Origin of the sequence: Glycomyces sp. YM15 (assembly GCF_016918015.1) — a bacterium.
Classification (GTDB): Bacteria; Actinomycetota; Actinomycetes; order Mycobacteriales; family Micromonosporaceae; genus Glycomyces.
In genome coordinates, this window is record NZ_JAERMK010000007.1 from 109,451 (window position 1) to 131,357 (window position 21,907).

At 70.1% G+C, this 21,907-nt stretch carries 19 protein-coding genes; 10 read left to right on the top strand and 9 right to left on the bottom strand.

The genetic code is table 11. The features are described from left to right. Positions 1-66 precede the first annotated feature (66 nt). The 3 genes from JHY01_RS10025 to JHY01_RS10035 all read right to left on the bottom strand — a co-directional run bounded on the left by JHY01_RS10025 (position 67) and on the right by JHY01_RS10035 (position 6,047). On the bottom strand, positions 67-2,652 hold the full coding sequence (locus JHY01_RS10025) for a family 78 glycoside hydrolase catalytic domain (RefSeq protein ID WP_240192592.1): 2,586 nt from the start codon (positions 2,650-2,652) through the stop codon (positions 67-69). Between the two features lie 77 nt (positions 2,653-2,729). Continuing rightward, positions 2,730-3,773, bottom strand: coding sequence for a LacI family DNA-binding transcriptional regulator (locus JHY01_RS10030; protein ID WP_205325494.1), 1,044 nt, complete (start codon positions 3,771-3,773; stop codon positions 2,730-2,732). 135 nt (positions 3,774-3,908) lie between these two features. After that, complete coding sequence (locus JHY01_RS10035; RefSeq protein WP_374199517.1) at positions 3,909-6,047, bottom strand: alpha-galactosidase; 2,139 nt, start codon at positions 6,045-6,047, stop codon at positions 3,909-3,911. A gap of 352 nt (positions 6,048-6,399) precedes the next feature. Between JHY01_RS10035 and JHY01_RS10040 the strand changes: the two genes are divergently transcribed. Next, the gene (locus JHY01_RS10040) at positions 6,400-7,497 is read left to right on the top strand and encodes a cellulose binding domain-containing protein (protein ID WP_205325496.1); all 1,098 of its coding nucleotides are present in this window, start codon (positions 6,400-6,402) and stop codon (positions 7,495-7,497) included. A 124-nt stretch (positions 7,498-7,621) separates the two neighbouring features. After that, complete coding sequence (locus tag JHY01_RS10045) at positions 7,622-8,026, top strand: hypothetical protein (RefSeq protein WP_205325497.1); 405 nt, start codon at positions 7,622-7,624, stop codon at positions 8,024-8,026. Between the two features lie 166 nt (positions 8,027-8,192). Here JHY01_RS10045 and JHY01_RS10050 read toward each other — a convergent pair whose 3' ends face one another. Together JHY01_RS10050 and JHY01_RS10055 are read right to left on the bottom strand one after the other, a co-directional pair. Continuing rightward, positions 8,193-8,657: an excalibur calcium-binding domain-containing protein gene (locus tag JHY01_RS10050; RefSeq protein WP_205325498.1), complete on the bottom strand. Its 465-nt coding sequence runs from the start codon at positions 8,655-8,657 to the stop codon at positions 8,193-8,195. 316 nt (positions 8,658-8,973) lie between these two features. Then, a complete protein-coding gene (locus JHY01_RS10055; RefSeq protein ID WP_205325499.1) occupies positions 8,974-10,431 on the bottom strand; it encodes a glycoside hydrolase in 1,458 nt (485 codons plus the stop codon). A 172-nt stretch (positions 10,432-10,603) separates the two neighbouring features. On the opposite strand from JHY01_RS10055, the gene JHY01_RS10060 reads away from it, so the two are divergent. The 8 genes from JHY01_RS10060 (at position 10,604) to JHY01_RS10095 (ending at position 14,283) form a co-directional block, all read left to right on the top strand. After that, a complete protein-coding gene (locus JHY01_RS10060) occupies positions 10,604-11,044 on the top strand; it encodes an Asp23/Gls24 family envelope stress response protein (RefSeq protein WP_205325500.1) in 441 nt (146 codons plus the stop codon). A gap of 13 nt (positions 11,045-11,057) precedes the next feature. Beyond that, complete coding sequence (locus tag JHY01_RS10065) at positions 11,058-11,357, top strand: hypothetical protein (protein WP_205325501.1); 300 nt, start codon at positions 11,058-11,060, stop codon at positions 11,355-11,357. A 3-nt stretch (positions 11,358-11,360) separates the two neighbouring features. Next, the gene (locus JHY01_RS10070; protein ID WP_205325502.1) at positions 11,361-11,537 is read left to right on the top strand and encodes a hypothetical protein; all 177 of its coding nucleotides are present in this window, start codon (positions 11,361-11,363) and stop codon (positions 11,535-11,537) included. Continuing rightward, positions 11,530-11,898 carry a hypothetical protein gene (locus tag JHY01_RS10075; protein WP_205325503.1) on the top strand — a complete coding sequence of 123 codons (369 nt, stop codon included), beginning with the start codon at positions 11,530-11,532 and terminating at the stop codon, positions 11,896-11,898. Before JHY01_RS10070 ends, JHY01_RS10075 begins: the two co-directional genes overlap by 8 nt. Next, positions 11,895-12,416, top strand: a complete 522-nt coding sequence (locus JHY01_RS27695) for a DUF6286 domain-containing protein (RefSeq protein ID WP_205325504.1) — start codon at positions 11,895-11,897, stop codon at positions 12,414-12,416. Before JHY01_RS10075 ends, JHY01_RS27695 begins: the two co-directional genes overlap by 4 nt. Continuing rightward, positions 12,413-12,976 (top strand): hypothetical protein, encoded by a 564-nt coding sequence (locus JHY01_RS10085; protein ID WP_205325505.1) that lies wholly within the window; start codon positions 12,413-12,415, stop codon positions 12,974-12,976. The genes JHY01_RS27695 and JHY01_RS10085 overlap by 4 nt, the downstream gene beginning before the upstream one ends. Positions 12,977-13,064: 88 nt before the next feature. Further along, positions 13,065-13,241 (top strand): hypothetical protein, encoded by a 177-nt coding sequence (locus JHY01_RS10090; RefSeq protein ID WP_205325506.1) that lies wholly within the window; start codon positions 13,065-13,067, stop codon positions 13,239-13,241. Between the two features lie 43 nt (positions 13,242-13,284). Beyond that, positions 13,285-14,283 (top strand): SDR family oxidoreductase, encoded by a 999-nt coding sequence (locus tag JHY01_RS10095; RefSeq protein ID WP_205325507.1) that lies wholly within the window; start codon positions 13,285-13,287, stop codon positions 14,281-14,283. A gap of 17 nt (positions 14,284-14,300) precedes the next feature. On the opposite strand, the gene JHY01_RS10100 is transcribed toward JHY01_RS10095, so the two are convergent. The 4 genes from JHY01_RS10100 to JHY01_RS10115 form a co-directional block, all read right to left on the bottom strand. Next, positions 14,301-16,040, bottom strand: coding sequence for a serine hydrolase domain-containing protein (locus JHY01_RS10100; RefSeq protein WP_205325508.1), 1,740 nt, complete (start codon positions 16,038-16,040; stop codon positions 14,301-14,303). A gap of 27 nt (positions 16,041-16,067) precedes the next feature. After that, positions 16,068-17,312, bottom strand: a complete 1,245-nt coding sequence (locus JHY01_RS10105) for an exo-beta-N-acetylmuramidase NamZ domain-containing protein (RefSeq protein ID WP_205325509.1) — start codon at positions 17,310-17,312, stop codon at positions 16,068-16,070. A gap of 11 nt (positions 17,313-17,323) precedes the next feature. Next, positions 17,324-19,099 carry a glycoside hydrolase family 3 protein gene (locus tag JHY01_RS10110; protein WP_205325510.1) on the bottom strand — a complete coding sequence of 592 codons (1,776 nt, stop codon included), beginning with the start codon at positions 19,097-19,099 and terminating at the stop codon, positions 17,324-17,326. A 421-nt stretch (positions 19,100-19,520) separates the two neighbouring features. Then, positions 19,521-21,494, bottom strand: a complete 1,974-nt coding sequence (locus JHY01_RS10115; protein ID WP_205325511.1) for an HNH endonuclease signature motif containing protein — start codon at positions 21,492-21,494, stop codon at positions 19,521-19,523. Positions 21,495-21,907: the final 413 nt, after the last annotated feature.

A 21,907-nucleotide genomic window follows, 5' to 3' on the forward strand; every position in this document is an offset into this window, starting at 1 on the left:
ACCGTAACACCGGAGCGCCCCAAGATCGGGGCCTCGAACCGAGTGCGCGGCCCGAGACCCCGAAACCTAAACCGTGGCCGGACGCGGGTCCGCGATCGTCCACTCGTACTCCCCGGAACCTACCTCGCACGGCTCGCACCCGGGCAACGCCACCAGCGCACTCGTGTTGGGCGGCACCGCGGCCCGCACGACCACGCCGCCATCGCCCGCCTCCCAGCGCACCCGCGCGCGGCCGTACGGCGTCTCGTGCTCCGTCGCCGCCCATTCCAGCCCCGCCAGCGGCACCGGAGCGATCGCCATCCGCCGGTACCCCGGCTCGAGCGGCGCCAGCCCCGCCGCCGCGCGGTGCATCCAGTCCGCGATGGCACCGAACGCATAGTGGTTGAACGAGGTCATCTCCCCGGGATTGATCGAGCCGTCCTCCAACATGGAGTCCCAGCGCTCCCAGATCGTCGTGGCGCCCATCGTCACCGGGTACAGCCATGACGGCGCGCCCGTCTGCAGCAGCAGCGCCCGCGCCGTCTCGGCGTGCCCCGTCCGCACGAGGGCGTCCTGGATCAGCGGGGTCCCCACGAACCCGGTCCCGATCCGGTGGTCCGCCCCCTCCACCAGCTCGGCCAGCCGGTCGCCGAGGCGACCGACCAGTTCCGGCTCGGTCGCCAGCTCGAACACGATCGCCAGCGCGTACGCCGTCTGCGCGTCCGACATGATCCGGCCCGCAGGAGTCACATACTCCCGCAACCACGCCGCACGCACCTCCTCCGCGTACTCGCCGTAGCGCTTCGCGTCCTCGTCATGGTCGAGCGACCGCGCCGCGTCCGCGACGAGCCGGGAGGACCGGAACAAGTAGGCGCTGGCGACGATGTCGTGGTCGGTCTTGGCCCGGAACGGGTCGTCCGGCGGTGCGCTGGGGTCGAGCCAGTCGCCGAACTGGAAGTCGCCCTCCCAGAGCCGCCGTTCGCCGGCGAGCGCGGCGACCTGGTCGACCCAGGCCCTCATGCTCGGGTACTGCCGTTCGAGCACGGCCCTGTCCACGTACCGTTCGAAGAGGACGGAGGGCACGACGGTGGCCGCGTCCGCCCAGGCCGCCGCCGGGGTCTTCGCCCATTCGAGCACGTTCGGCACGATGAACGTGACACCGTTGTTCTCCTCCTGTTCGAGCGCGAGGTCCTCGAGCCACGACGAGAGGAACCCGTTCGCGTCGAACAGGTAGGACGCGGTGGGGGAGAAGACTTGGATGTCGCCGGTCCAGCCGAGGCGCTCGTCGCGCTGCGGGCAGTCGGTGGGGATCGACAGGAAGTTGCCCCGCATGCCCCACACGACGTTCTCGTGGAGGCGGTTGAGCCGCGCGTGCGAGGAGTCGAACCAGCCGGTTCGGTCCATGTCGGAGTGCACGACCACGGCGGTGACGTCGGCCGGGTCGAACTCGCCCGGCCAGCCCTCGACCTCGGCGTACCGGAACCCGTGGAAGGTGAACGCGGGCTCCCAGGTCTCGACCCCGTTGCCCGCCAACGTGTAGCGGTCGGTGGCCTTGGCGTGGCGGAGCGGCCGCACGCCGAGCTCGCCGTGTTCGAGGACTTCGGCGTGGCGCAGCACGACGGTGTCGCCCTCCCGGCCGGAGACGCGAATCCGCAGGTGCCCGACGAGGTTCTGCCCGAAGTCGAGGATCGTCCGTCCACTGGGTGAGGTGAGTACCTCGGCGACAGGCAGCTCCTCGGTGGCGCGCACCGGCGGGGCGGTGCGCGGGACGGGAGTGACCGCCTCGGCGGCGTCCGTGCGCGCGTCGAGCCAGGACGCGTCGTCGAAGCCCGGTGAAGACCAGCCTGGCGACTCCCGCCGTGCGTCGTAGTCCTCGCCGGCGTAGATCCCGCTCGCGGTGAGCGGCCCGTCGACGGTCGTCCGCCAGGTCCCCTCGCCGGTGGCGATCACTTCCGCCGGACCATCGGCGTATTCGAGGACGAGCTGCGCGGCGAAACTCGGCTGTCCGCCGTAGAACGGCTCGGCCGCGCCGTGGAAGCCGAAGCTCTCGGTGTACCAGCCGCCCGCAAGCATGGCGCCGAGTGCGTTCGGGCCGGTCGTGAGCAGCGCGGTCACGTCGTTCGTCTCGTGCACGATCCGGCTCTGGTACGCGGTCCATCCGGGCTTGAAGCGCTCGTCGTCGACCGCGACGCCGCCGAGCTCGACCTGGAAGAGTCCGCGCGCGGTGCTGTACAGCGTTGCGGCCCGGAGCCCTTCGCGCACTTGGAATTCGTGGCGCAGCAGCACCGGCTGCCCGATGTCGGCGGGATCGGGCGCGGAGAGGAACGCCGCCCGCCATTCGCCCTCGGCGAGGAATCCGGCGCGGATCTCCAGCGGCGCGCTCCAATCCGATGCTTCGCCGTCGGAGCCGCGCACGCGGACCCGCAGCTCCCCGCGCTCCCGGGGGAGCAGGGATTCGAACGGCCACTCGACGAACACCGACTCGGCGCCCTCGACCTGGGCGATCGCGGCCGCTTCGCCTCGCCGCCATTCGATTTCGGCGCTCACCTGCGTCCAGTTCCGAGTCCTGGTCATGGTCTTCCACGACAGCCGGGGTCGGCTCGTGCCGACGAACGGGGCGTCGGTGCGGTATTCGGCGCGGAGGGAGTGGACTGAGGGGTGCAGAGGGTTCATGCGGTGCTTCCTGTTCGGTCGTTCGTAGTGCCGGTCGATTGAACGATTCACTCGTGCGGCGGTGACCGCGCTGGACTTCAGCGGCCCCCGAGCGCCCGCGGCGGCCGGGTGCTGGAGCGGACGACGAGGTCGGGTTCGACCACCTCGTGTCGCGGTGCGGTGCGCCCCGCGAGGCGTTCGAGCAGCAGTTCGACGGAGCGGCGGCCCATCCGCTCGCCGTCCTGGCGCATGGTGGTGAGCGAGATGCCGGGGTGGCCGGCGATCGCGATGCCGTCGTATCCGGCCACCGAGACGTCGTCGGCGGTGAGCCCCGCGTCGGCGACGGCGCGCAGGACCTCGAGCGCCGGTTCGTCGTGGCAGGCGACGATCGCGGTCGGCCGTTCGGTCTCGGCGAGCAGCCGCAGAGCGGCCCGATGGGCGCCTGCGGTGACGCCGGGAACGTGGGCGATGTTGATGCGGTCGCCGAGGCCGGCCTCCTGCATCGCCGTCCGATAGGCCTGCAAGCGGATCGCCTGCGGCACACCGAAACCGGGATCGGAATCCTCCGGTTCTCCGGTGAGGTGGGCGATGTCGCGGTGCCCGAGGTCGAAGAGGTGCCGCATCACCGTGAGGGCCCCGGCCTCGTCGTCGCTCACCACCGTGTCGTACTCCTCGGCCCGGTCGTGGCGTCCGAGCATCACCAACGGGACGGTGGCCGAGACCTCGCTGAGCCAGGCCTGTTCGACCAGCGGCGAGACCGCGATGACTCCGTCGACCTGCCGGTCGACGAGGGCCTGGAGGGCCCGGTAGCCCTCGCTGTGCGCGGGATCGGCCGGGGCGATGACGAGCTGGTAGGGCGTGCCGGACAGCGCCGCGGTCGCTCCGGCGAGCAGCAGCGGGTAGAACGGGTTCGCCAGGTCGGGGATCTCGATGCCGAGCGTGAAGGTCTTGCCGCGCATGCCCCTCGCCGAGACGCGGGGTCGGTAGCCGAGTCGCTCGATCGCGGCCGTCACGCGCTCGCGCATCGCCGGGCTGACCCCGTAGGCGTCGCGGATGACCTTGGAGACCGCGGACCGCGAGACGCCCGCCGCGCGCGCGACGTCCTCGATGGTGGCTGGACCGGCCTGACCGCGAGCCGCCATGGCAACCTCCTCCGTGAAGCAGTGGAGATCAATCTACACATGATGTAGACCGATCTACAAGAGGCGCCCTCGGCAGAAGACCGGGGCCGACCGCCGAAGCGGACGACCCCGCATGACCCGGCTTGCGCCGCTATGTCATTCGGCCGTCAGATGGATCATGACGGCCTGCACCGGCCACAGGCCCGGCAGCTGCAGCCCGACCTCGGCCAGCACGCGGCCCGGGACCGAGACGGGATCCTTGCCGAGCCACGGCGGCGTCGTCCAGCCGTGCTTCGGGTCGCCGATCTCCTCCCGCACCCGCAGCGTGTAGCGCCGCTGCGGGTCGAGCCCGTCGAGCCGGAGCCGTTCGGGCAGCGCGTCTTCGATCGAGGCGACCGTGGCGACGGTGAACACCGCTTCGGAGCGGTCGGCCGCGACGACGCCGCGCACGCGCAGCGCCGGGTCCACCACGTCCGGGTGGACGACGCTGCCGGTGTGCAGGAGGCCGCGCAGCTCCTTGTAGAGCGCGCCGAACGCCTTGATGAGTTCCGTCTCTTCCTCGGTGCAGGACATGATGTCCCATTCGAACCCGGCCGAGCCCTGCAGCGAGGTCGCGATCCGGTAGGGCAGCGGCGTGGCCCGCCCGGACGAGTGGGCGGGGGAGGGGCCCACGTGCGCGCCGATCATCTCGGGCGGCAGCACGAGCTCGGTCCAGCGCTGGATCTCCTGGCGCTCGACGGGGTCGTTCGAGTCGGAGGCCCAGACCCGGTCGGTGCGGGCGAGGATGCCGAGATCGGTGCGGGCGCCGCCGGAGGAGCACGACTCGATCTCCAGGCCCGGGTGGTCGGCTTTGAGCCGGTCGATGAGCCGGTAGGTCGCGAGGGTCTGCGGATGCGTGCCGGGCCGCCCGTCATGGACCGCTTCGACCAGGTCGCGGTTGTGGTCCCACTTGATGAACGCGATGCCGAGCCGCTCGACCAGTGTCGACATCTGGGAGCGGACGTGCTCGAACGCTTCGGGATTCGCGAGGTCGAGCACGTATTGCGCGCGGAACGAGATGCCCTCGGGGGAGGGCACGGACGCCGGGTTGGCGAGCAGCCAGTCGGGGTGCGCGCGGGCGAGGTCGGAGTCGAGGTTGACCATCTCGGGCTCGAACCAGAGCCCGAACTGCATGCCCAGCGATCGCACGAGTTCGGCGAGCGGTTCGAGGCCGTCGGGCCAGACCGCCGGGTCGACCTCCCAGTCGCCGAGACCGGACCGGTCGTGGCGGCGGGCCATGAACCAGCCGTCGTCGAGCACGAACCGCTCGACGCCGATGTCGGCCGCCTTGCGCGCCAAGGCCTCCAGTCGCGCCGGGTCGTGGTCGAAGTACACGGCCTCCCAGGTGTTGAGCACGAGCGGGCGGGCGGTCTTCGGGTGCTGCGGGCGTTCGCGCATCCAGGTGTGGAAGCGGTCGGCGATGCCGTCGAGCCCGGCGTCGGACCAGGAGAAGTACGCGGTCGGCGCGCTGTAGGAATCGCCGTGATCGAGGCGGATCTCGCTCGGGCGCAGCAGTTCGCCCGCGCCGATGAGCGTCACGTGGTCGGTGGGGCGGTCGGTGCGGTGGCGTACGTCGGCGCTCCAGCCGAGGTGCACGGCCCACACGTCGCCGCTGCGGTTCTTCGGGGTTCCGTTGGAGGCCAGAGTGACCCATGGCGAGTCGTGGCCGCCGCGGCCGCGCCGCGATTCGCGCACCGTGGTGCCGCGCGGGATCGCGGCCGTCGCCGGCGCCTTCTCGCGGGCCCAGCGGCCGGTGAAGGAGGTGAGGTGGTCGGCTGTCTTCGGCACGGGCAGTGTCGCCTCCAGCCAGGCGACCTCCACGGTCCCGCCGCCGTCGTTGCGCAGTTCGTGGTCCACGAGGACGAGCCCGCCCGCGCCGATCGCGAGCCGGGTCAACAGTGTCAGGCCCGCTTCGGCGTCGACGGCCGCGACTTCCACGGCCGCGTCGTCCCTCTGCGTCAGGGTCGCCGTCCAGCGCGGGAAGAGCGGCCGCCCGTCCCTCGTGGCGAGGAGCGCCGGCCGGCCCGACCAGCCTTCGGATTCCTGCGGCGCCAAGGAGAGCCGCCATGCGGCGTCGAGGGTGCCGGGCGCGGTCTGGCGTCCTGTCAGCCGGTCGAGCCCGTCGAGGTCCCCGGCTTCCAGCGGCCCGAGGTCGGCGCCCCAGTGGAGCACGGCCGGCAGGCCTGTTTCCGGTGCCGAGATGACGAGGGCCACGCCGTCGCGGCGCAGGAGTGTCCAGGTTCCGTTGTTCACGATGCTCCTTCGAAGGATGCGGACAAAGCTTGCGGCGCTTGGGAAGTCGATCGTAAAGCGCCGCCGCGCGTTTCGGCACGTCGATGGGCACGGTACATGACTTAACCGGGTTAACAAAATCGGATGCACAGCTGCTCAAAGTATGTGATAGGTGATATGCCACTGCGAATCCAACGGCGTGAGGCCGGCGGCCGGCGGGTTCCAATGACGCGCACCCTTGCCCCGCACGCCCTCGCGAACGTGCGATAGGCCCCCATGATCAGCAAAGCAAGCTCTTCAGCACATTCATATACTTGACTGTGTAAATTAAACCTCGCTACGATCTCCGGGAGCGCTCCCGAAAGGACGTAGCGATATGCGAAGCAAACGAAGCAGGCGGCTGGCCCTCACCACCACCGCCGCGGTCGCGGCACTCGGAGCGGGGGCGCTGACGATCGCCACCGCGAACCAGGCCCACGCCGAAGACGGCTGCGAAGTCGAGTACACGATCGCCAGCAGCTGGGGCGGCGGGTTCCAGGCGAACGTTTCGATCACCGCCGCCGAACCCATCGACGGCTGGGAGATCACCTGGGACTTCCCGGCAGGAACCCAGGTCTCCAGTGCCTGGAACGTCGACTGGAACCAGGCCGGCACCGACTTCACCGGCGCCGACGTCGGCTGGAACGCCGCCATCGGCTCCGGCCAGACCCGCGAGGTCTTCGGCTTCATCGGCTCCGGCAGCACCGCCGCCCCGCAGGCCATCTCGGTCAACGGGGACCTCTGCGACGGCCAGGTCGACCCCACCGAGACCCCCACCGACCCGACCGAGACCCCGACCGAGGAGCCGCCCGGCGAAGCCGTGAGGATCATGCCCCTCGGCGACTCCATCACCGGCAGCCCCGGCTGCTGGCGCGGCAACCTCTGGGACCTCCTCGACAAGGCCGGCCACGAGATCGACTTCGTCGGCTCCCTCTCCCAGGCCTGCAACCCCGCGGGCTCCGACCCCGACCACGAAGGCCACGGCGGCTACCAGGTCACTCAGTCGGTCGCGAACGGCGACGTCCGCGCCTGGCTCGAACAGAACACCCCCGACGTGCTCATGATGCACTTCGCCACCAACGACGTCTGGTCGAACCTCCCGCCCGCCCAGATCCTCGCGGCCTACACCCAGATCGTCGCGGACCTGCGCGAACTCAACCCGGACGCCGTCATCCTGGTCGCCCAGATCATCCCATTGCACCCGGACGCGTCCTTCGGCTGCACGGACTGCCCGCAGCGGGCGATCGACTTCAACGCCGAGATCCCGGCCTGGGCCGCCGGCCAGACCACGCCTGAGTCCCCGATCGTCGTGGTCGACCAGTGGACCGGTTTCGATCCCGCCGTCGACACCTATGACGGCGTCCACCCTGATGAGGACGGCTACGTCAAGCTCGCCGCCAACTGGTTCGAGGCCCTCGACCCGATCCTCTCGTGATCGAGGCCGCCGGGCGTCGCTCGCGGCGCCCGGCGGCCCGGTTCCGCCGAAACTTCTGCGTTCCACCTGGACAACGGCTGCATCGGGCTTACGGTGAGGGCGAGTCCTTCACGAGGAGGTCGAGATGGACGGGGAATCGAAGGCGGCCTGGGCCGCCGGAGGCATGATGTTCGCCGCGGTCAGCATGATCATGATCGGCGTGTGGCAGGCGATCGAGGGCATCTTCGGGATCGCCACCGATGAGTTCTACACCGAGGTCGCGGACTATGTGGTCAACATCGACACCACCGCCTGGGGCTGGGTCCACCTCATCCTCGGCGTGATCACGGCGCTCGTGGGCTTCGCGCTCTTCAGCGGGTCCACTTGGGCGAGGGTCCTCGGCATCACGCTGGCGTGCCTGGTGCTGATCAACAACTTCCTGTACCTGCCGTTCTATCCGTTCTGGTCGCTGCTGATCATCGCTCTCGCGGTCTTCAGCATCTGGGCCATGGCGGTGGCTCCGAAGCCTTCGGAGGCCGCCTACCGCTAGGACGACGGATCACCACGACGGGACGGCCGAACGGCCGTCCCGTTCGGCGTGTCCGGGGACCCTGTTGCGCGGGTGCCGCTCCCGGGCGGCGCCGTCGCCAGTTCCCAAGCAGCAGCGCCGCTCACCCAACGGGCGAGCGGCGCTGCTGTGTTTCGCGACAGCGGCACTAGCTTTCGCAAGCGATACCGTCGTTGTCGCCGTCCAGGTGCTCGGCGTACCCAGGTTCGTCTGGCTTGATGTCAGTCGCCCCGTCAGCGCGAGCCTCGGCGCAGTTCTGGTACTGAGATCCCTCGGGAGCCTGCGCAGGCCCGGACCAGTTCTCGCAGCCCGTGCCGTCGCTGTCGGCGTCCAGGTGTTCGCCGAACCTCGGGTGGCTCTCGTCGACGGGCGCCTCGCCCTCGGCGCGGGCCTCGTCGCAGTTCTCGAAGGGCTCCTCCGATGCCTCGGTGTCGGTCTCCTCCGGTTCGACAGCGGAGTCGACCGGGGCGTCGGACTCCTCCATCATGGCGTCGTCGTCGCCCGTGTCGAGCGGCTGGAAGTCGACCAGGACGAAGTCGTGGGTGACTTCCCGATCTTGCGTTCGTTCTCCGCCTGCGGGCGAAGTCGCGATGACGCCCAAGACGAGCGTCATGACCCCTGCTGCTTCGAGCAGCAGCCGAGGCATTGGACGTTTGCGGTGAGATTGCTTCTCGTGCCGTCCGTTGTGGACTGACGGCGAGGACGGTGATCGCATCACTACCTCCAATAGCATCGCTTTCGTGCTATTCGACGGCCCCTCCGGGGCCTCCCTCGCAGGATAGGTCGGCGGCTGGGGTCGAGCACGCAAGATCCGGAATCAAGGTGCGGGACCCCTGGTCGCGAAGGGTGACGGGGCGCGTTCCGGCTGAATTCGGCACGGGACGACCATACCGAGAACAGCCGGAGAACGCGCCGGTCGGAAGGCGAATCTAGAGCACCACGCCTTCGATCTCGAAGGTCTGCACGGTGTTCGCCGGGAACGCCCGCGAGAACCGCTTGGACGCGACCTGCGTGTCCGTGTACCGCGCGTACCGCTCGGAACCGCCGGTCTGGGTCGACCAGCGCGTGACCGTCCCGTTCGGCACCGTGGCGAAGCGCGAGAGGTCGTACGTGATCGTCTGGGCGTTACCGTAGTTCGTGGTGACGAGCACGAGCCGACGCGCGTTCGCGTCGTAGGCGGCGACGGTGTTCGCCTCGCCTCCGTCGATGATCCGCATGCCGGGCCTGATGTGGCGGACGTACTGGGCGAACACGAAGTACTTGGCGTTCGCGGAGCCGAGCGAGCCGGTCTCGTTGTTGGCCTCGATGATGCCCCAGCCGCCGCCGTCGAGGACCTGCCAGTAGCACCACGCGGTCGGGTGCAGCCAGCGGAAGTCGAGGTTCAGGTTGCGCGCCAGGCGCATCCCGGAGGCGTCGTTCTCGCCGTACTCGGAGTTCCAGAGCTTCTTCCCGGCCGCGCTGACGGCGCTGTAGACCGAGTCGCGCCTGCCGCCCTCGTACTGGTAGCCGTGGACGTTGACCTTCGCGATCTTGCCCCTGGCGGAGCTCGTGAGCCCGTTCCAGGTGCTCACGGCCTGGTCGTACAGCGACTCGTCCGAAGCGGTGACCGCCATCCACGACAGCCCGCGCGCGTTCAGCTCGGCGCGCAGGTGATCGATGACGACCGACTGGGTGGCCACGTTGAAGTGGCAGCCCTCCTGCGTGCCGGTGGCCGTCCACCAGGTCGCGATCGGCTCGTTGAACGGGTCGACGTAGTCGAAGTCGACGCCCCAGTTGTCGTGCGCGTACTTCGCGATGGTGGCCATGTAGACGGCGTGCTGCTGCCGGTTCCACGACTGGAGGTTGTCGGCGTTGCCGTCCGAGCCGCCGGAGGGGTTGTGGTTGACGCACATCCACCACATCGGCGAGTTCGAGAACAGCTCGAAGAGGTTCGCGCCGCGGTCGCGGGCCTTCCACATGAGGTTGCGCTGGGCGCTGTCGACGAACCAGTCCCAGCTGGAGGAGGCCGGGTCGCTGGAGTTCCAGTCCTTCCAGTAGCCGTCGATCTGGCGCGAGCGCATCATGTTCGGCGAGACCACCATGGACTCGCCGTTGATCGAGTTCCACGAGCACGCGCCCGCGTTGTAGCGCACGATGTTCAAACCCAGGCCCGGCAGGGTCGCGCCGCCGAAGGACACGTTGTTCCTGGTGAACATGATGTCGGCGAGGTCGTTCCGATCGCCGAAGGCCCTGCCCCACCAGGCGAGCGAGGTGCCCCAGCCCTCCCAGGCGCCCCAGTCGGTGCCGGGGTCGACCGTGGTCGAGTAGTCGGCCTGAGCGGCGGAGGCGACGGCCCCCGAACCGAGCGCGCCGACGCCGGCGGCGGTGAAGAGCGAACGGCGACGCATGGGGGCCTCCAGAAGGTCGGGATGCCTCCGATGATGGCACTGGTAATCGATAAAGTCAACTCCTTCGATAAAGCATGAGAATAAGACCCCCGGGCCAGTTCATCACTTCCCGTGACAGTCCCCCGAGGGTTGTGCGACAGTGACCGATGGACCGTGACAGGGGAGGTCAGTGATGACAGAGAAGCGCACCGCGACCGACACCGAGGATGTCGGCCCGCTCGCCAGCGACCAGGGGAAGACCGTGATCGCCGACCAGGTGGTCGCCAAGATAGCCGGGATCGCCACCCGCGAAGTCGAAGGCGTGCATCAGCTCGGCGGCGCCGGAAGCCGCGCCGTAGGCGCCCTCCGCGAGCGCATCCCCGGCTCACGCACCAACTACGGCCAGGGCGTCTCCGTCGAGGTCGGCGAACGCCAGGCCGCCGTCGACCTGGACGTCGTCGCCGAATACGGCGTCGCCATCGCCGATCTCGCCGCGGGCGTGCGCCGCAACGTCATCGCCTCGGTCGAGCGCATGACCGGCCTCGAGGTCACCGAGGTCAACCTCGTCGTCCACGACGTGCACCTCCCAGACGAAGCGGACGCCGAGCCCGAGGGCGAACCCAGGGTTGAGTAGCGGGGCCGGGCGGATGCCGACCGACGACTTCGCCGCCGACGTCGACGCCATCGCCGCCGCAGTCCGCGCCGTACCCGGCGTGAGCGACCTGCACGGCGGCGTGCAGAGCGAGGTCGCCGTCCTGCTGCCCGGACGCCGCGTCCTGGGCCTGCGCCTCGGCGACACCACCTGCGAGGTCCACATCGCCGTCGGCTGGGACGCCGACATCCCGCGGACCGCAGCCGCCGTCCGGACGGCGGTCGCGCCGCTCGCCGGCGGGCGGACCGTCGCCGTCACCATCGAAGACGTGGACGAACCGAGGAAAGAGAACTGACCAATGAAGGCTTCCTTCGCCGGCCTGGTGGCCGGACTGCTGCTGGCGCTGGCCGTCATCGGCGGCGGCTTCACCGGCTTCCTGCTCGCCGTCGTCCTCGGCGCGATAGGCTTCGCGGTCGCCGGCAGTCTCAGTGGCGAGATCGACCTCCGCGAGCGCTTCCGAGGCCGCCGTGACTGAGGACGCCTTCGCCCTCGCGGACCTCCCCGGCTCCGGCTCCGATCGGTCGGCTGAGGAGCGCGGGGCCCTGCGCCTGGCCGACACCGCGGTGGTCCACGTCCTAGAAGGCGCCGCGCGATCCTGCGGAGGCACCGCCGCCTCGCGCCGCCCGCGCGCCCACGCCACCGTCAGGCACGGCAGGATCTGGGCGCGACTGGACGTCGGCGTCACCTGGCCCGGCCCCGTCGGAGCGGTCTCGCGGGAAGTCACCCGGCGCGTGCGCGCCGAGACCGCCCGGATCACCGGCTACGACTTGGTCGCCCTCGACGTCGTGGTCCATCTCGTCGACACCCCCGAGAGGGCCGAACGGAGAGTCCTGTGAAGCTCCGCGATCCCCGCCGCCGGCCGGTCGTCTCCACACTCGCCGTCCTCGCCGCGCTGCTGCTCATCGGCCTCGCCGCGGTGCTCGCGCAGCACGCGGCCTCGGAGCGCGGCTGGACCGGCGCGGACTCGTGGCTGCGCGCCGCCCTTGCCGTCCTTGACGACCCGCGGCCCTCGGTCTGGGTGCTGACCGGCGGCATCGCGGCCGCCCTGCTCGGCCTGTGGTTCCTGGTCGCCGCGTTCCTCCCCGCCCGCCGCAGCCACCTGCCCGTCGACGGCATCGGCGACCTCTGGGTCTCGCCCCGCGCCGTCGAAGCGCTCGCCTCCGACGCGGCCGAACGCACGCCCGGCGTGCTCCACGCCGCCAGCGAGATGCGCCGCCGTCGCCTCAAAGTGAAGGCCCTGCTCGCCCCCGAGCACGAAGCGGCCGTCGCCGACATCCTCGAAGCGGTCGGGGCGCGGTTGCACGGGATCGCCGAGGTCGAGATCGTGGTGCAGGCCAAGGAGGCGAACCGATGACGACGCCGAAAGCCGACCGCCCCGCGACCGCCGTCATCGGCCTGCTGCTCCTGGCGGCGGGCGCCGCCGTCGTCGACTGGCGCTGGGACCTCGCGGGCATGTGGACCCGCCTCGACACCGGCGAGGTGGACGCCGCGGTGGACGCCGGCTGGTTCCCGTGGGTCGCCCTCGCGGCCGCGGTCGCGCTCTCCGCCTTCGCCCTGTGGTGGCTCCTCGCGCGGCTCCCGCGCCGCGCCGACGGCAGAGTCGCCTTGGCCTCCAGCGGGTCCGACCGGATCGACCTCGACGCGCGCTCGATCGTGCCGCGGCTGCGCGACGACCTCGAACGGAGCGCGCCGGTCGACCGCGTCACGAGCCGCCGCTCCGAGCTCAGAGGCGGCCAGCTCGTGCAACTGCGCGCCAATGTGGACCCACGGGCCGACGCGGCATCGCTCGTCAACGCCGCCGGGAGCCTCACCGAAGCGGTCAGGACGGCCTTCCCCGACGGCGAGATCACCGTCCGCGTCCTCGTCGACGAACCGCGCCGCGAACGCGCCCGCCGCACGCCCCGCGTCCACTAGTGCCAGTCCGAGGTTCGCCGCCGCCCGCCCGGGTACCCACAGTGGATCAGACCGCTCCCTTCGCGGTCCCCGACACTGAGGAGGCGCGATGCGCGCGTCGTACGTTGGACTGCTGGCCGGAATGCTCCTGGGCCTGGCCATCATCGTCGGACAGGGCATGGCCGTGCTGCTGGTGATCGTGCTCGGCGGGCTCGGCTTCGTCGCCGGGGCCCTGCTCAGCGGCGAGAACCGATCATTCCGTCGCACCAAGCGCCGCCGCCGTTGACACAGGTAGGGTGGGGCCGTCGAAACGACGAAAGGGGCTCCATATGACCGTCAGCGTGCTGTTCATCGGCGGCACCGGCCGCATCTCCACCTCCTGCGTGCGCGAGGCCGTGCGCCAGGGCATGGACGTCACCGTCCTCAACCGCGGCAGGACCTCCGAGCGGACCCTCCCGACCGAGGTCGCCCTCCTCACCGGCGACGCCAACGACCCGCAGTCGGTGCGGGACGCGCTCGCCGACCGCACCTTCGACGCCGTCGTCAACTGGGTCAACTTCACCCCCGAACAGGTCCAGCGCGACATCGACCTGTACGCCGACCGCACCGGCCAGTACCTGTTCATCAGCTCCGCAAGCGCCTACCAGACCCCGCCCGCCTACCTGCCCGTCACCGAGTCCACCCCGCTCAAGAACCCCTACTGGCAGTACTCCCGCGACAAGATCGCCTGCGAGGACCTCCTCGTCCGGGCCCACCGCGACCGCGACTTCCCGGCCACCATCATCCGGCCCTCGCACACCTACGACGAGACCATGCTCCCCTTCGACGGCGGCTGGACCGTGGTCGACCGCATGCGCTCCGGCAAGCCCGTGATCGTGCACGGCGACGGCACCTCACTGTGGACCATCACCCACGCCCGCGACTTCGCCGTCGGCTTCACCGGCCTCCTCGGCAGGGCCGAAGCCATCGGCGAGGCCTTCCACATCACCGGCGACGAAGCCCCCACCTGGAACCAGATCTTCTCCTGGGTCGCCGAAGCCGCGGGCGCCGAAGCGAACCTCGTCCACGTCCCCAGCGACGCCATCGCCGCCGCCGACCCCCGCTGGGGCGCCGGCCTCCTCGGCGACAAAGCCCACTCCATGGTCTTCGACAACGCCAAGGTCAAACGCCTCGTCCCCGAATTCGGCCTCGGCGCCACCCCGTACCGGCTCGGCGCCCGCGAAGTCGTCGACTGGTACGACGCCCACCCCGACCACCAGAACATCGACGCGGACATCGACAAGACCATGGACCGGCTCGCCGAACGCTACGCACCCCGAGCCATGTAGTCGACGAGGCGCGGCGCTCAGTCCTCTACGAGCTCCCAGCCGTCCGGCACCAGGTCCGCGTCCTCGCACACGAGGGCGCGGCCCTCACGCACCCGCACCTTGTCGACGTACACGCCGCGACCCTGATACGCCGGGTCGCTCGTGTACCGCCAGCGCACCCGCGTCGTCCCCTCCGGCAGCGCCGCCTCCGCGTCGATCCACTGCCGACCCGCGAACCCCGAGAACCCGCCCTCGGTCCGCCAGCAGTGGTCCTCAGTGCGCAGATCCAACGGCACCGGCGCCCACGCCGCGCCGTCCGGACTCGACTCCAGCACGGCCACATCGGTCGACTCCGTGTCGTACCAGAGCTTGAACGAGACCCTCGCCCCCGAGACCGCGCGCGGCAGCACCCCCGTCAGCGTCGCAGTCGCGGCGTCCGCCTGGCCCGCGTACCAGGCCCGGTCCTTGATCCGCACCGGCACCGCGCGTCCCATCGGACGGCTCGCCGCCCGCCGGTACGCGGAGGCCGTGCCCCAGTTGCGAGTCGGATGCACGCGATTCGTGAGCAGCACGAGCAGGGTCCCGGCGAGCGGGTCGAGCACGATGGACGTCCCGGTGTACCCGGTGTGGCCCACCGTGACCGGCGAACTCATCGCGTCCATGTACCAGCGCTGGCCGAGCTGCCAGCCCAGACCGCGCGCGGCGCCCTCGCCCATGCCGGCGTTCATGTCGGTGAAGACCAACCGGGCGGTGTTCTCGGTGAGGATCTCGGCGCCGCCGTAGCGGCCGCCGCCCAGGATCATCTGCCCGAACACCGCGAGGTCCCACGCGGTGGCGAACACGCCCGCGTGCCCGGCGACGCCGCCGAAGGCCCACGCGTTCTCATCGTGCACCTCGCCGTGCACCATCCCGCGGCCCGTCCACGGCTGGTACTCGGTGGCAGCGGTCCGCGCCCGGTCGACCGGGTTGTAGCCGGTGTCCTCGAGCCCCAGAGGCCCGCAGATGAGCTCGTCGACGAGGGCGTCCAGGGGCTTCTCGGCCACGAGCTCGAGGATCTTGCCGAGCACGATCAGGTTGAGGTCGGAGTACTCGTAGCCGCTCCCGGGCGGGCGCCGCAGCGGCCGGGCGTAGATCGCCTCCATGCGGGCCTGCTCGTCGGGCAGGCCGTACAAGTTGATGAACGCGATCATCCCGGAGGTATGGGACAGCAGATGCCCCAAGGTGATCGGGGTCTTCTGCGGGTCGAACGCGTCGAAGTCGGGCAGGTACTCGACGACCGGCAGCTTCAGGTCGATGAGCCCCTCGTCCATGAGCGCGCCGGTCACGGTGGCGGTGAACAGCTTCGAGATCGAGGCCAGGTCGTAGACCGTGTCCGCCTCGGCGGGCAGCCATTCGTCCTTCGGCAGCTCGATCGCGCTCTTCGTCGCCTCGTCCCAACCGGAGTAGCGCAGCCGGTGGCCGCCCGCCGAGTGCTCGACCACGACCCCGTCACGCGCCGCGAGGACGGTGTAGCCGGGGAACGCCGGCGCCGCTCCCTCCGTGAAGGCCTCGAGGCCGGGAGCGATGCGGGCGATGTGGGCGGCGGTGAGCCGGGCCTCCCGGCAGGTGCCGTACCGCAGTCGGACAGGGCTTTCAGGGAAGGTCACGTCGTAGGGGCCGGCCGCTGGCGGGCCGGTGAGTTCGGGCATTGAGGGGATCTCCTCGGCGTTGGCACGGGAGGCGAACGCGAGCGCCAGCGCCGCCCCCGCCGCGCCCCCGAGCATGGTTCGACGCTGCATTCGTGTCTCCTGGTTATCGTGCCATCACTAAGCGGTGCGGCGATAGAGCAAATACGACTCTCTTTGCTCGGAAAACGCATCCAAATCGGCGGCCCACAGCGTCGTCACCTCGTCGACGTCCGCGCCCGCCTCGATCGCCAGGCGGACCGCCTGATTCCCCGTCAGCTTGTCCAGCCAGAACGAGGTCGTGTCCTGCGAACGCCACCCGTACTGAGGGAAGGCCCTGCGCTGCTCGATGATCATCGCCAGCGCCGTCCGGATCGGATCGAACTCGCGCCGCGAGGTCACCTGCAGCTCCACGCCGCCGCAGACCTTGGCGGCCCACTTCGAGAACGTCGGCGTGAAGTACGCCTCGCGGAACCGCGCCCCCGCGAGCCCCTGGACCGCCTCGGCCCACGTGTGATCGATCCCCGGCGCGCCCAGCAGCTCGAACGGCTTCGTCGTCCCGCGCCCCTCGGACAGTGCCGTGGCCTCGAACAGGCAGGTCCCGGGGTACGCGACGGCGGTGTCCACCGTGGGCATGTTCGGCGAGGGCGCCACCCACGGCAGGCCCGTCTCCTCGAAGTGCATGTCCCGTGTCCAGCCGCGCATCTTCACCACGGTGAGGTCCGCCGGGGCCGGCAGGAACTCGCCGTTGAACAGCGACGCCAGCTCGCCAACGGTCATGCCGTGCCGCTGCGCGATCGGTTTGAGGCCCACGAAGGTGGCGTGCTCGGGGTGCAGCACCGGCCCGCTCGCCTCCCGGCCCGTGACCGGGTTCGGGCGGTCGAGCACGACGAACCGCAGCCCGAGCTGACCCGCCGCCTCCAGTGCGAGGTACATGGTCCAGATGTAGGTGTAGAACCGCGAGCCGACATCCTGGATGTCGAAGACCAGCGTCTCGACCCCGGTGTCGGCGAGGAGCTCGGCCATCCGGTCCTTGTTGTTGTACGCGTTGTACACCGGGATCCCGGTCTTCGGGTCGAGGAAGAAGTCCTCGCCCTCCCCGGCCTGCGAGACCCCGCGGAAGCCGTGCTCGGGGCCGAACACGGCCACGAGGTCGACCTTGCCGCTCGCGTGCATGAGGTCCACTTCGTGGCTCAGATCGGGGAGCACGCCCGTCGGGTTCGAGATGATCCCGACGCGCTGGCCCGCGAGCGCGGCGAAGCCGTCCTCGGCGAGGACTTCGATGCCGGTGCGGACCCGCCGGCCTCCGGCCTGGGCGGGGACGGCGACGGTGGTCGCGAGTGCGGCCCCGGCCAGTGCGCTCCCGAGGAGCTTTCTGCGCTGCATGGGGTGTCCCTTCACTCGTACGAGAGACCGTGGCCGAAGCCGAACAGGACCGATTCGGGGTCGTCGGCGCGGGGGATGTCGACGGGCAGCTTCCCCTGCGGGGCAAGATGGCCGAGCACGACCGCGACGGCCGATTCGAGCCCGTCCGCCGAGTACGAGTAGGTCGCGAGGTAGGCGTTCACGGCTTCGGTGAGGTGCGCGATGTCGTACGGGTTCCGGACACCGAGGGCCACTACGGGCACGCCCGTCGCCGCGAGCGCATCGACGAGGTCCACTTGGGCGGGGTTGGCGCCGACCCCGTTGGTGCTCACCACGATGAAGCCCTTGCCGTCCGCGGCGGCGACGGCGGCGTCGATCTGCGCCGGGGTCGGGGCGATCCCGGTGACGACGCGGGTGGGGGTGAAGCCGCGCTTGGTGAACTCGGCGGTGAGCAGGTTCGTGGTGGTCTCGCCCCAGCCGGTCACGAGCAGCGGTCCGCCGTCGGTGGGGATCGGGAGGGTGCCGTCGTTCTGGACGAGTGTCGTGGTCCGGTCCGAGAGGGACTGGGCCGCTTCGAGATGCGCGGCGGTGCCGACGATCGCGGGGATCTCGTCAGGGTCGGCGTACGGGTCGTCGTACAGTCCGAGCCGGTACTTGAGTCCGAGGATGCGCGTCACGGACTGGTCGATGCGCTGCTCGGTGAGCTCGCCCGCCGCGACGGCGGCGAGCACCGCGTTGTACGCCAGGTCCAGGTCCACGGGCATGAGCAGCATGTCGATCCCGGCCTGCAGCGCCAGCACCGGGATCCGGTCGTCGCCGTAGCCTTCACGCACGCCTTCCATGGCGAGCGAGTCGGTGACGATGACGCCGTCGTAGCCCAGTTCTTCGCGCAGCAGCCCGGTGAGGATCGGCTTCGAGAGGGTGGCGGGCGTCAGGGTCGGGTCGAGGGCGGGGAACTGAATGTGGGCGCTCATGATCGCTCCGACCCCCGCGTCGATCGCGGCTCGGAACGGCGGTGCGTCGACCTCCTGCCACTCCTCGTAGGTGTGGTCGATCTGCGGCAGGTCGGTGTGGCTGTCGTCCTCGGTGTCACCGTGCCCGGGGAAGTGCTTCACGGTGGCCGCGAGGTCGCCCCGGGCCTGGTAGCCCTCGACCTGGGCGGCGGCGAACCCGGCGACATGCGCGGCGTCGGAGCCGAAGGAGCGCACGCCGATCACCGGGTTGGCCGGGTTCACGTTGACGTCCGCGTCCGGCGCGAAGTTCACGTTGAGGCCCATCGCGCGCAGCTCGGTGCCGCTGATGACGGCCGCTTCGTAGGCGGTGGTCGTGTCGTGGGTCGCGCCGAGCGCCATCGCGCCGGGCAGCTGCGTCGCGGGCGCGGTGATGCGCACGACGAGGCCGTGCTCCTGGTCGGTGGCGATCAGCAGCGGCTCGCCGTCCGCTGTGGACGCGGCCTGGAGCCCGTTGGAGAGGCCCGTGATCTGGTCCGGGTCGGCCACATTGTTCGACCAGGCGAAGTAGATGATGCCGCCCACCTTGTAGGCGGCGATGAGCTCCGCGGCGTTGTTCACGCCGTGCGTCTCCTGGTTCTTGGCGACGTCGGCGGGGTCGCTCGTGTCGGCCGTGCGCCCGTAGGCGTAGACGGTGAAGAGCTGGCCGACCTTCTCCTCGAGGGTCATGGCCTTCAAACGGCGCTTGACGAACCGCTTCTCGCTCGAGGCGCCACCGGCTTGCGCGGGGATCGCGGTGGCGGCGGCCGCGGCGGCGCCGAGGGCGGCTGCGAGCACGGTCCGGCGGGGATGCGTCATGGGCTCCTCCAGTAAGGCGCGGGGGATCGGGTGGCGGTTTTGACCTACTGGCCCGATCGGCTCATACTGGCAGAAAACTTCAAGTGAAGGCAAGACTACGGAGAATATTTTCAGATGATGTTCAGGCGAGGTCCGCTTCGTCCAATCGGAAGGTCCCGGCGTCGGCAGGGCATGTCCGAGAGGGCCTTCCAAGTCGAGTTGTCCAGGTCGAGAATGCAACGGCACGGTGCGACATCAGCGTAAGGTCGGCTTCGCAGATCCTTGGCAGCGATCAGACCTGTCGCACCTCTCCGGGCGTGGAGTGGCGCGGGCAGCGCTGCGGTCCCGAGGTTCGATACCGATGCGGTTCAAGCGGGCAGCGATGAAGAGGTGAGGGTGGGACCGGGTCCTGTTCCGGCCCCCGGCCGGATTGGGCCGGGGTTCAGGCCGGCGGCGATGAAGAGGTGAGGGAGGGGTCGGGTCTGCCTCCGGCTTCCCTGCCTGATCGGGCTCGGGGTCCAGGCTGGCGGCGACGATGGGGTGTATGGGGGCTTGGGTTCGTCTCCGGCCTCTCGGCCTGGTCGGGTCGGGGTTCAGTCCGGCTGCGATGGTGGGGTGTGTGGCTGGGGTGGGGTGGGTTTCCTGGTGTGGGCATGCTGAGGGGCCCGGCCCCTGTTGGGGTTCGGGCTGCGCTGCGTGGTGTGTGCGGCGCTTCCCCCAGCAGTCGCCTGCTGGGGCAGCCTAAGAACGGCGGGTCGCCGTAGTCGGCTGTCGCTGACCTTGCAGCTGTCGCTGTCGATGCCGGTGGTGCGGGCGCCGCGACTGCTACTTCGGCGCTTGAGGCGTCGCGTATGCCGAACGTCGCTCGGCATTTCGCTTTCGCCGCTCGCATGGCTTTGATGGCCCGGTCGCGGTCGATGGCCTCAGCGATGCCGTCGAGGTCGGGCTTCAAGGTCTCGGACCATTCGGTGCGGTAGAGCCCGGTGGGGAACACGTCCCAGTCCGAGCCTGCATGCTCGGCGTCCATGTCGGCATCGGTGCGCCAGTCGGCGCACCCGCACCCGGCCGAGCCACCGGCCGAGGCACCGGCGGTGCCGCCCTGGCCTTGGCCGCCTCGGAGGCCGTGGAGGCCTTCGTGCCCTTCGTGGCCGTCGTGGTGGGTGATGATCGCCTGACCGGGGCCGGTCTTCTCCACCGACCAGCCCGGGGTGTGGATGCGTCCGTGATGGAACCGGCACAGCAGGATCAGATTCTCCGCGACCGTGGGGCCGCCGTCGGCCCAGTGGGTGATGTGGTGCGCCTCGGTCCAGGCGATGGGCCGGTCACAACCGTGCCAAGCGCACCCGCCTGGCTGCTCAAGCTCGAGCTTGCGTCGCAGGGCCGCGTTCGGCAGGCGCAGCGCCCGGCCCAGCTCGACCGCTTCCCCCTTGGCGTAGTTGAACACCGAGGGGATGACGAGGCCTTCGCAGGCCAGCAGCCGGGCCCGGGCGAGGGAGATCGGTTGGCCTTCCAGGAGGGGGAGGCGCCCGGTGTCCTTGCCCTGCAACGTCTCGATGTCGACGGTCAGGTCGAGGGTGGCGGTGTGCCCGTGGCGGGTCGCGGCCTGCGGGGAGGACCCGTACCCGGCCAGGAGCTGGTGGAGGGCCTCGGCGTGGCGGTTGGCCTGCGGGGGCAGCAGACCTTCAGCGTCGGTCTCGTCCTGGCGGGGTGGTGGGCAGGCGGTCTGCAGGTACTTGTCGAGCATCCGTCCGGTCGCATTCGAGAGGTGCCCTTCCAGCGCCCACATGCCATTGCCGCACTCGATCAACTCCAGGCGCTGCATCGACTGCTCGCCGAGCCCATCAAGGAGCTCAGTCTCTCCGGCGATCGCGGCCCACAGCCCCTCGAGGTGACGTTGCAGGTCCTTGAAGGAAGCATGAGCGCAGTACTCGACCACCATCGCCTCCGGCGTCGCGCAGAGGGTCTCGGGGTCGAAGGGGGAGACGACCGGGGCGGTGAAAGGAGTGCGGGCGAACAGGCGCATGGCCGGGGTCTGGTCGAGCTGGCGGACGGCGTAGGCGACCTGGTCAATCCGGGCCTGCCCCGACACCGCCGCCGAAGCAAGAAGACGGAACTTCCCCGACAGCCGCGCGATGGCGGCGATGGCGCTGGCGGTGTTGAAGGTGAAGTCGAACTGGGACAGGAGGAGGTCGCGGAGGGCGGAGAACCCGAACTCGGAGCGGTGCAGGTTCGCCTCCTTCATCGCGATCACCGCAGACAGGACCTGGGCGTGAAAGGCGTTGATCCCCGCGGCGGCCTCATCGAGGGTCGAGCGGATCGCCGCAGCCTGGGAGCGGCGGTCAGGGGAAGCGGAGAGGAGCGAGGCGGCGGGGAGGACCGGAGCGACCGGGCTGGTGTGGGTGTTGCATGCGGCCATGGGTCTCGCCTCCTCACCGATTCTCGAATGTCCTGCCTGTTTTCGGTTCCTTGTTCGTGCTTCAATGATGACAGAATGTTGTAGCGGTGTCATCACCCAACCGGGTGAACATTCCATGAGGGACACTCACGCCCCGCCCCCACTTCGCCTGGGACGCAGGGAAACCGGCAGATCATCGGTGCCAGGCTCCGCCCCGGGTGGATCGCTACCGGGCAGCCGCACCGCACACCTCACCACCATGCGACCCTTTTGTCGCCGCCCGCTTGAACCTCGGGTTAGTGCGCTCTGGCGGCCGCACTGTGACCCCGCACTTCAGCCAAGTGATGCTATGAAAGCGCAGGCAGACCTCACGGGCGATCCCGAATGAATCGAGCCGGAACCGTTCAGCGCATCTCGATTCTCTGACGGTAGTG

Coding starts and splice junctions, on each gene's coding strand:
- JHY01_RS10025 (WP_240192592.1), bottom strand. CDS start 2,652: ATGAACCCTCTGCACCCCTCAGTCCACTCCCTCCGCGCCGAATACCGC.
- JHY01_RS10030 (WP_205325494.1), bottom strand. CDS start 3,773: ATGGCGGCTCGCGGTCAGGCCGGTCCAGCCACCATCGAGGACGTCGCG.
- JHY01_RS10040 (WP_205325496.1), top strand. CDS start 6,400: ATGCGAAGCAAACGAAGCAGGCGGCTGGCCCTCACCACCACCGCCGCG.
- JHY01_RS10045 (WP_205325497.1), top strand. CDS start 7,622: ATGGACGGGGAATCGAAGGCGGCCTGGGCCGCCGGAGGCATGATGTTC.
- JHY01_RS10050 (WP_205325498.1), bottom strand. CDS start 8,657: ATGACGCTCGTCTTGGGCGTCATCGCGACTTCGCCCGCAGGCGGAGAA.
- JHY01_RS10055 (WP_205325499.1), bottom strand. CDS start 10,431: ATGCGTCGCCGTTCGCTCTTCACCGCCGCCGGCGTCGGCGCGCTCGGT.
- JHY01_RS10060 (WP_205325500.1), top strand. CDS start 10,604: ATGACAGAGAAGCGCACCGCGACCGACACCGAGGATGTCGGCCCGCTC.
- JHY01_RS10065 (WP_205325501.1), top strand. CDS start 11,058: ATGCCGACCGACGACTTCGCCGCCGACGTCGACGCCATCGCCGCCGCA.
- JHY01_RS10070 (WP_205325502.1), top strand. CDS start 11,361: ATGAAGGCTTCCTTCGCCGGCCTGGTGGCCGGACTGCTGCTGGCGCTG.
- JHY01_RS10085 (WP_205325505.1), top strand. CDS start 12,413: ATGACGACGCCGAAAGCCGACCGCCCCGCGACCGCCGTCATCGGCCTG.
- JHY01_RS10090 (WP_205325506.1), top strand. CDS start 13,065: ATGCGCGCGTCGTACGTTGGACTGCTGGCCGGAATGCTCCTGGGCCTG.
- JHY01_RS10095 (WP_205325507.1), top strand. CDS start 13,285: ATGACCGTCAGCGTGCTGTTCATCGGCGGCACCGGCCGCATCTCCACC.
- JHY01_RS10100 (WP_205325508.1), bottom strand. CDS start 16,040: ATGCAGCGTCGAACCATGCTCGGGGGCGCGGCGGGGGCGGCGCTGGCG.
- JHY01_RS10105 (WP_205325509.1), bottom strand. CDS start 17,312: ATGCAGCGCAGAAAGCTCCTCGGGAGCGCACTGGCCGGGGCCGCACTC.
- JHY01_RS10110 (WP_205325510.1), bottom strand. CDS start 19,099: ATGACGCATCCCCGCCGGACCGTGCTCGCAGCCGCCCTCGGCGCCGCC.
- JHY01_RS10115 (WP_205325511.1), bottom strand. CDS start 21,494: ATGGCCGCATGCAACACCCACACCAGCCCGGTCGCTCCGGTCCTCCCC.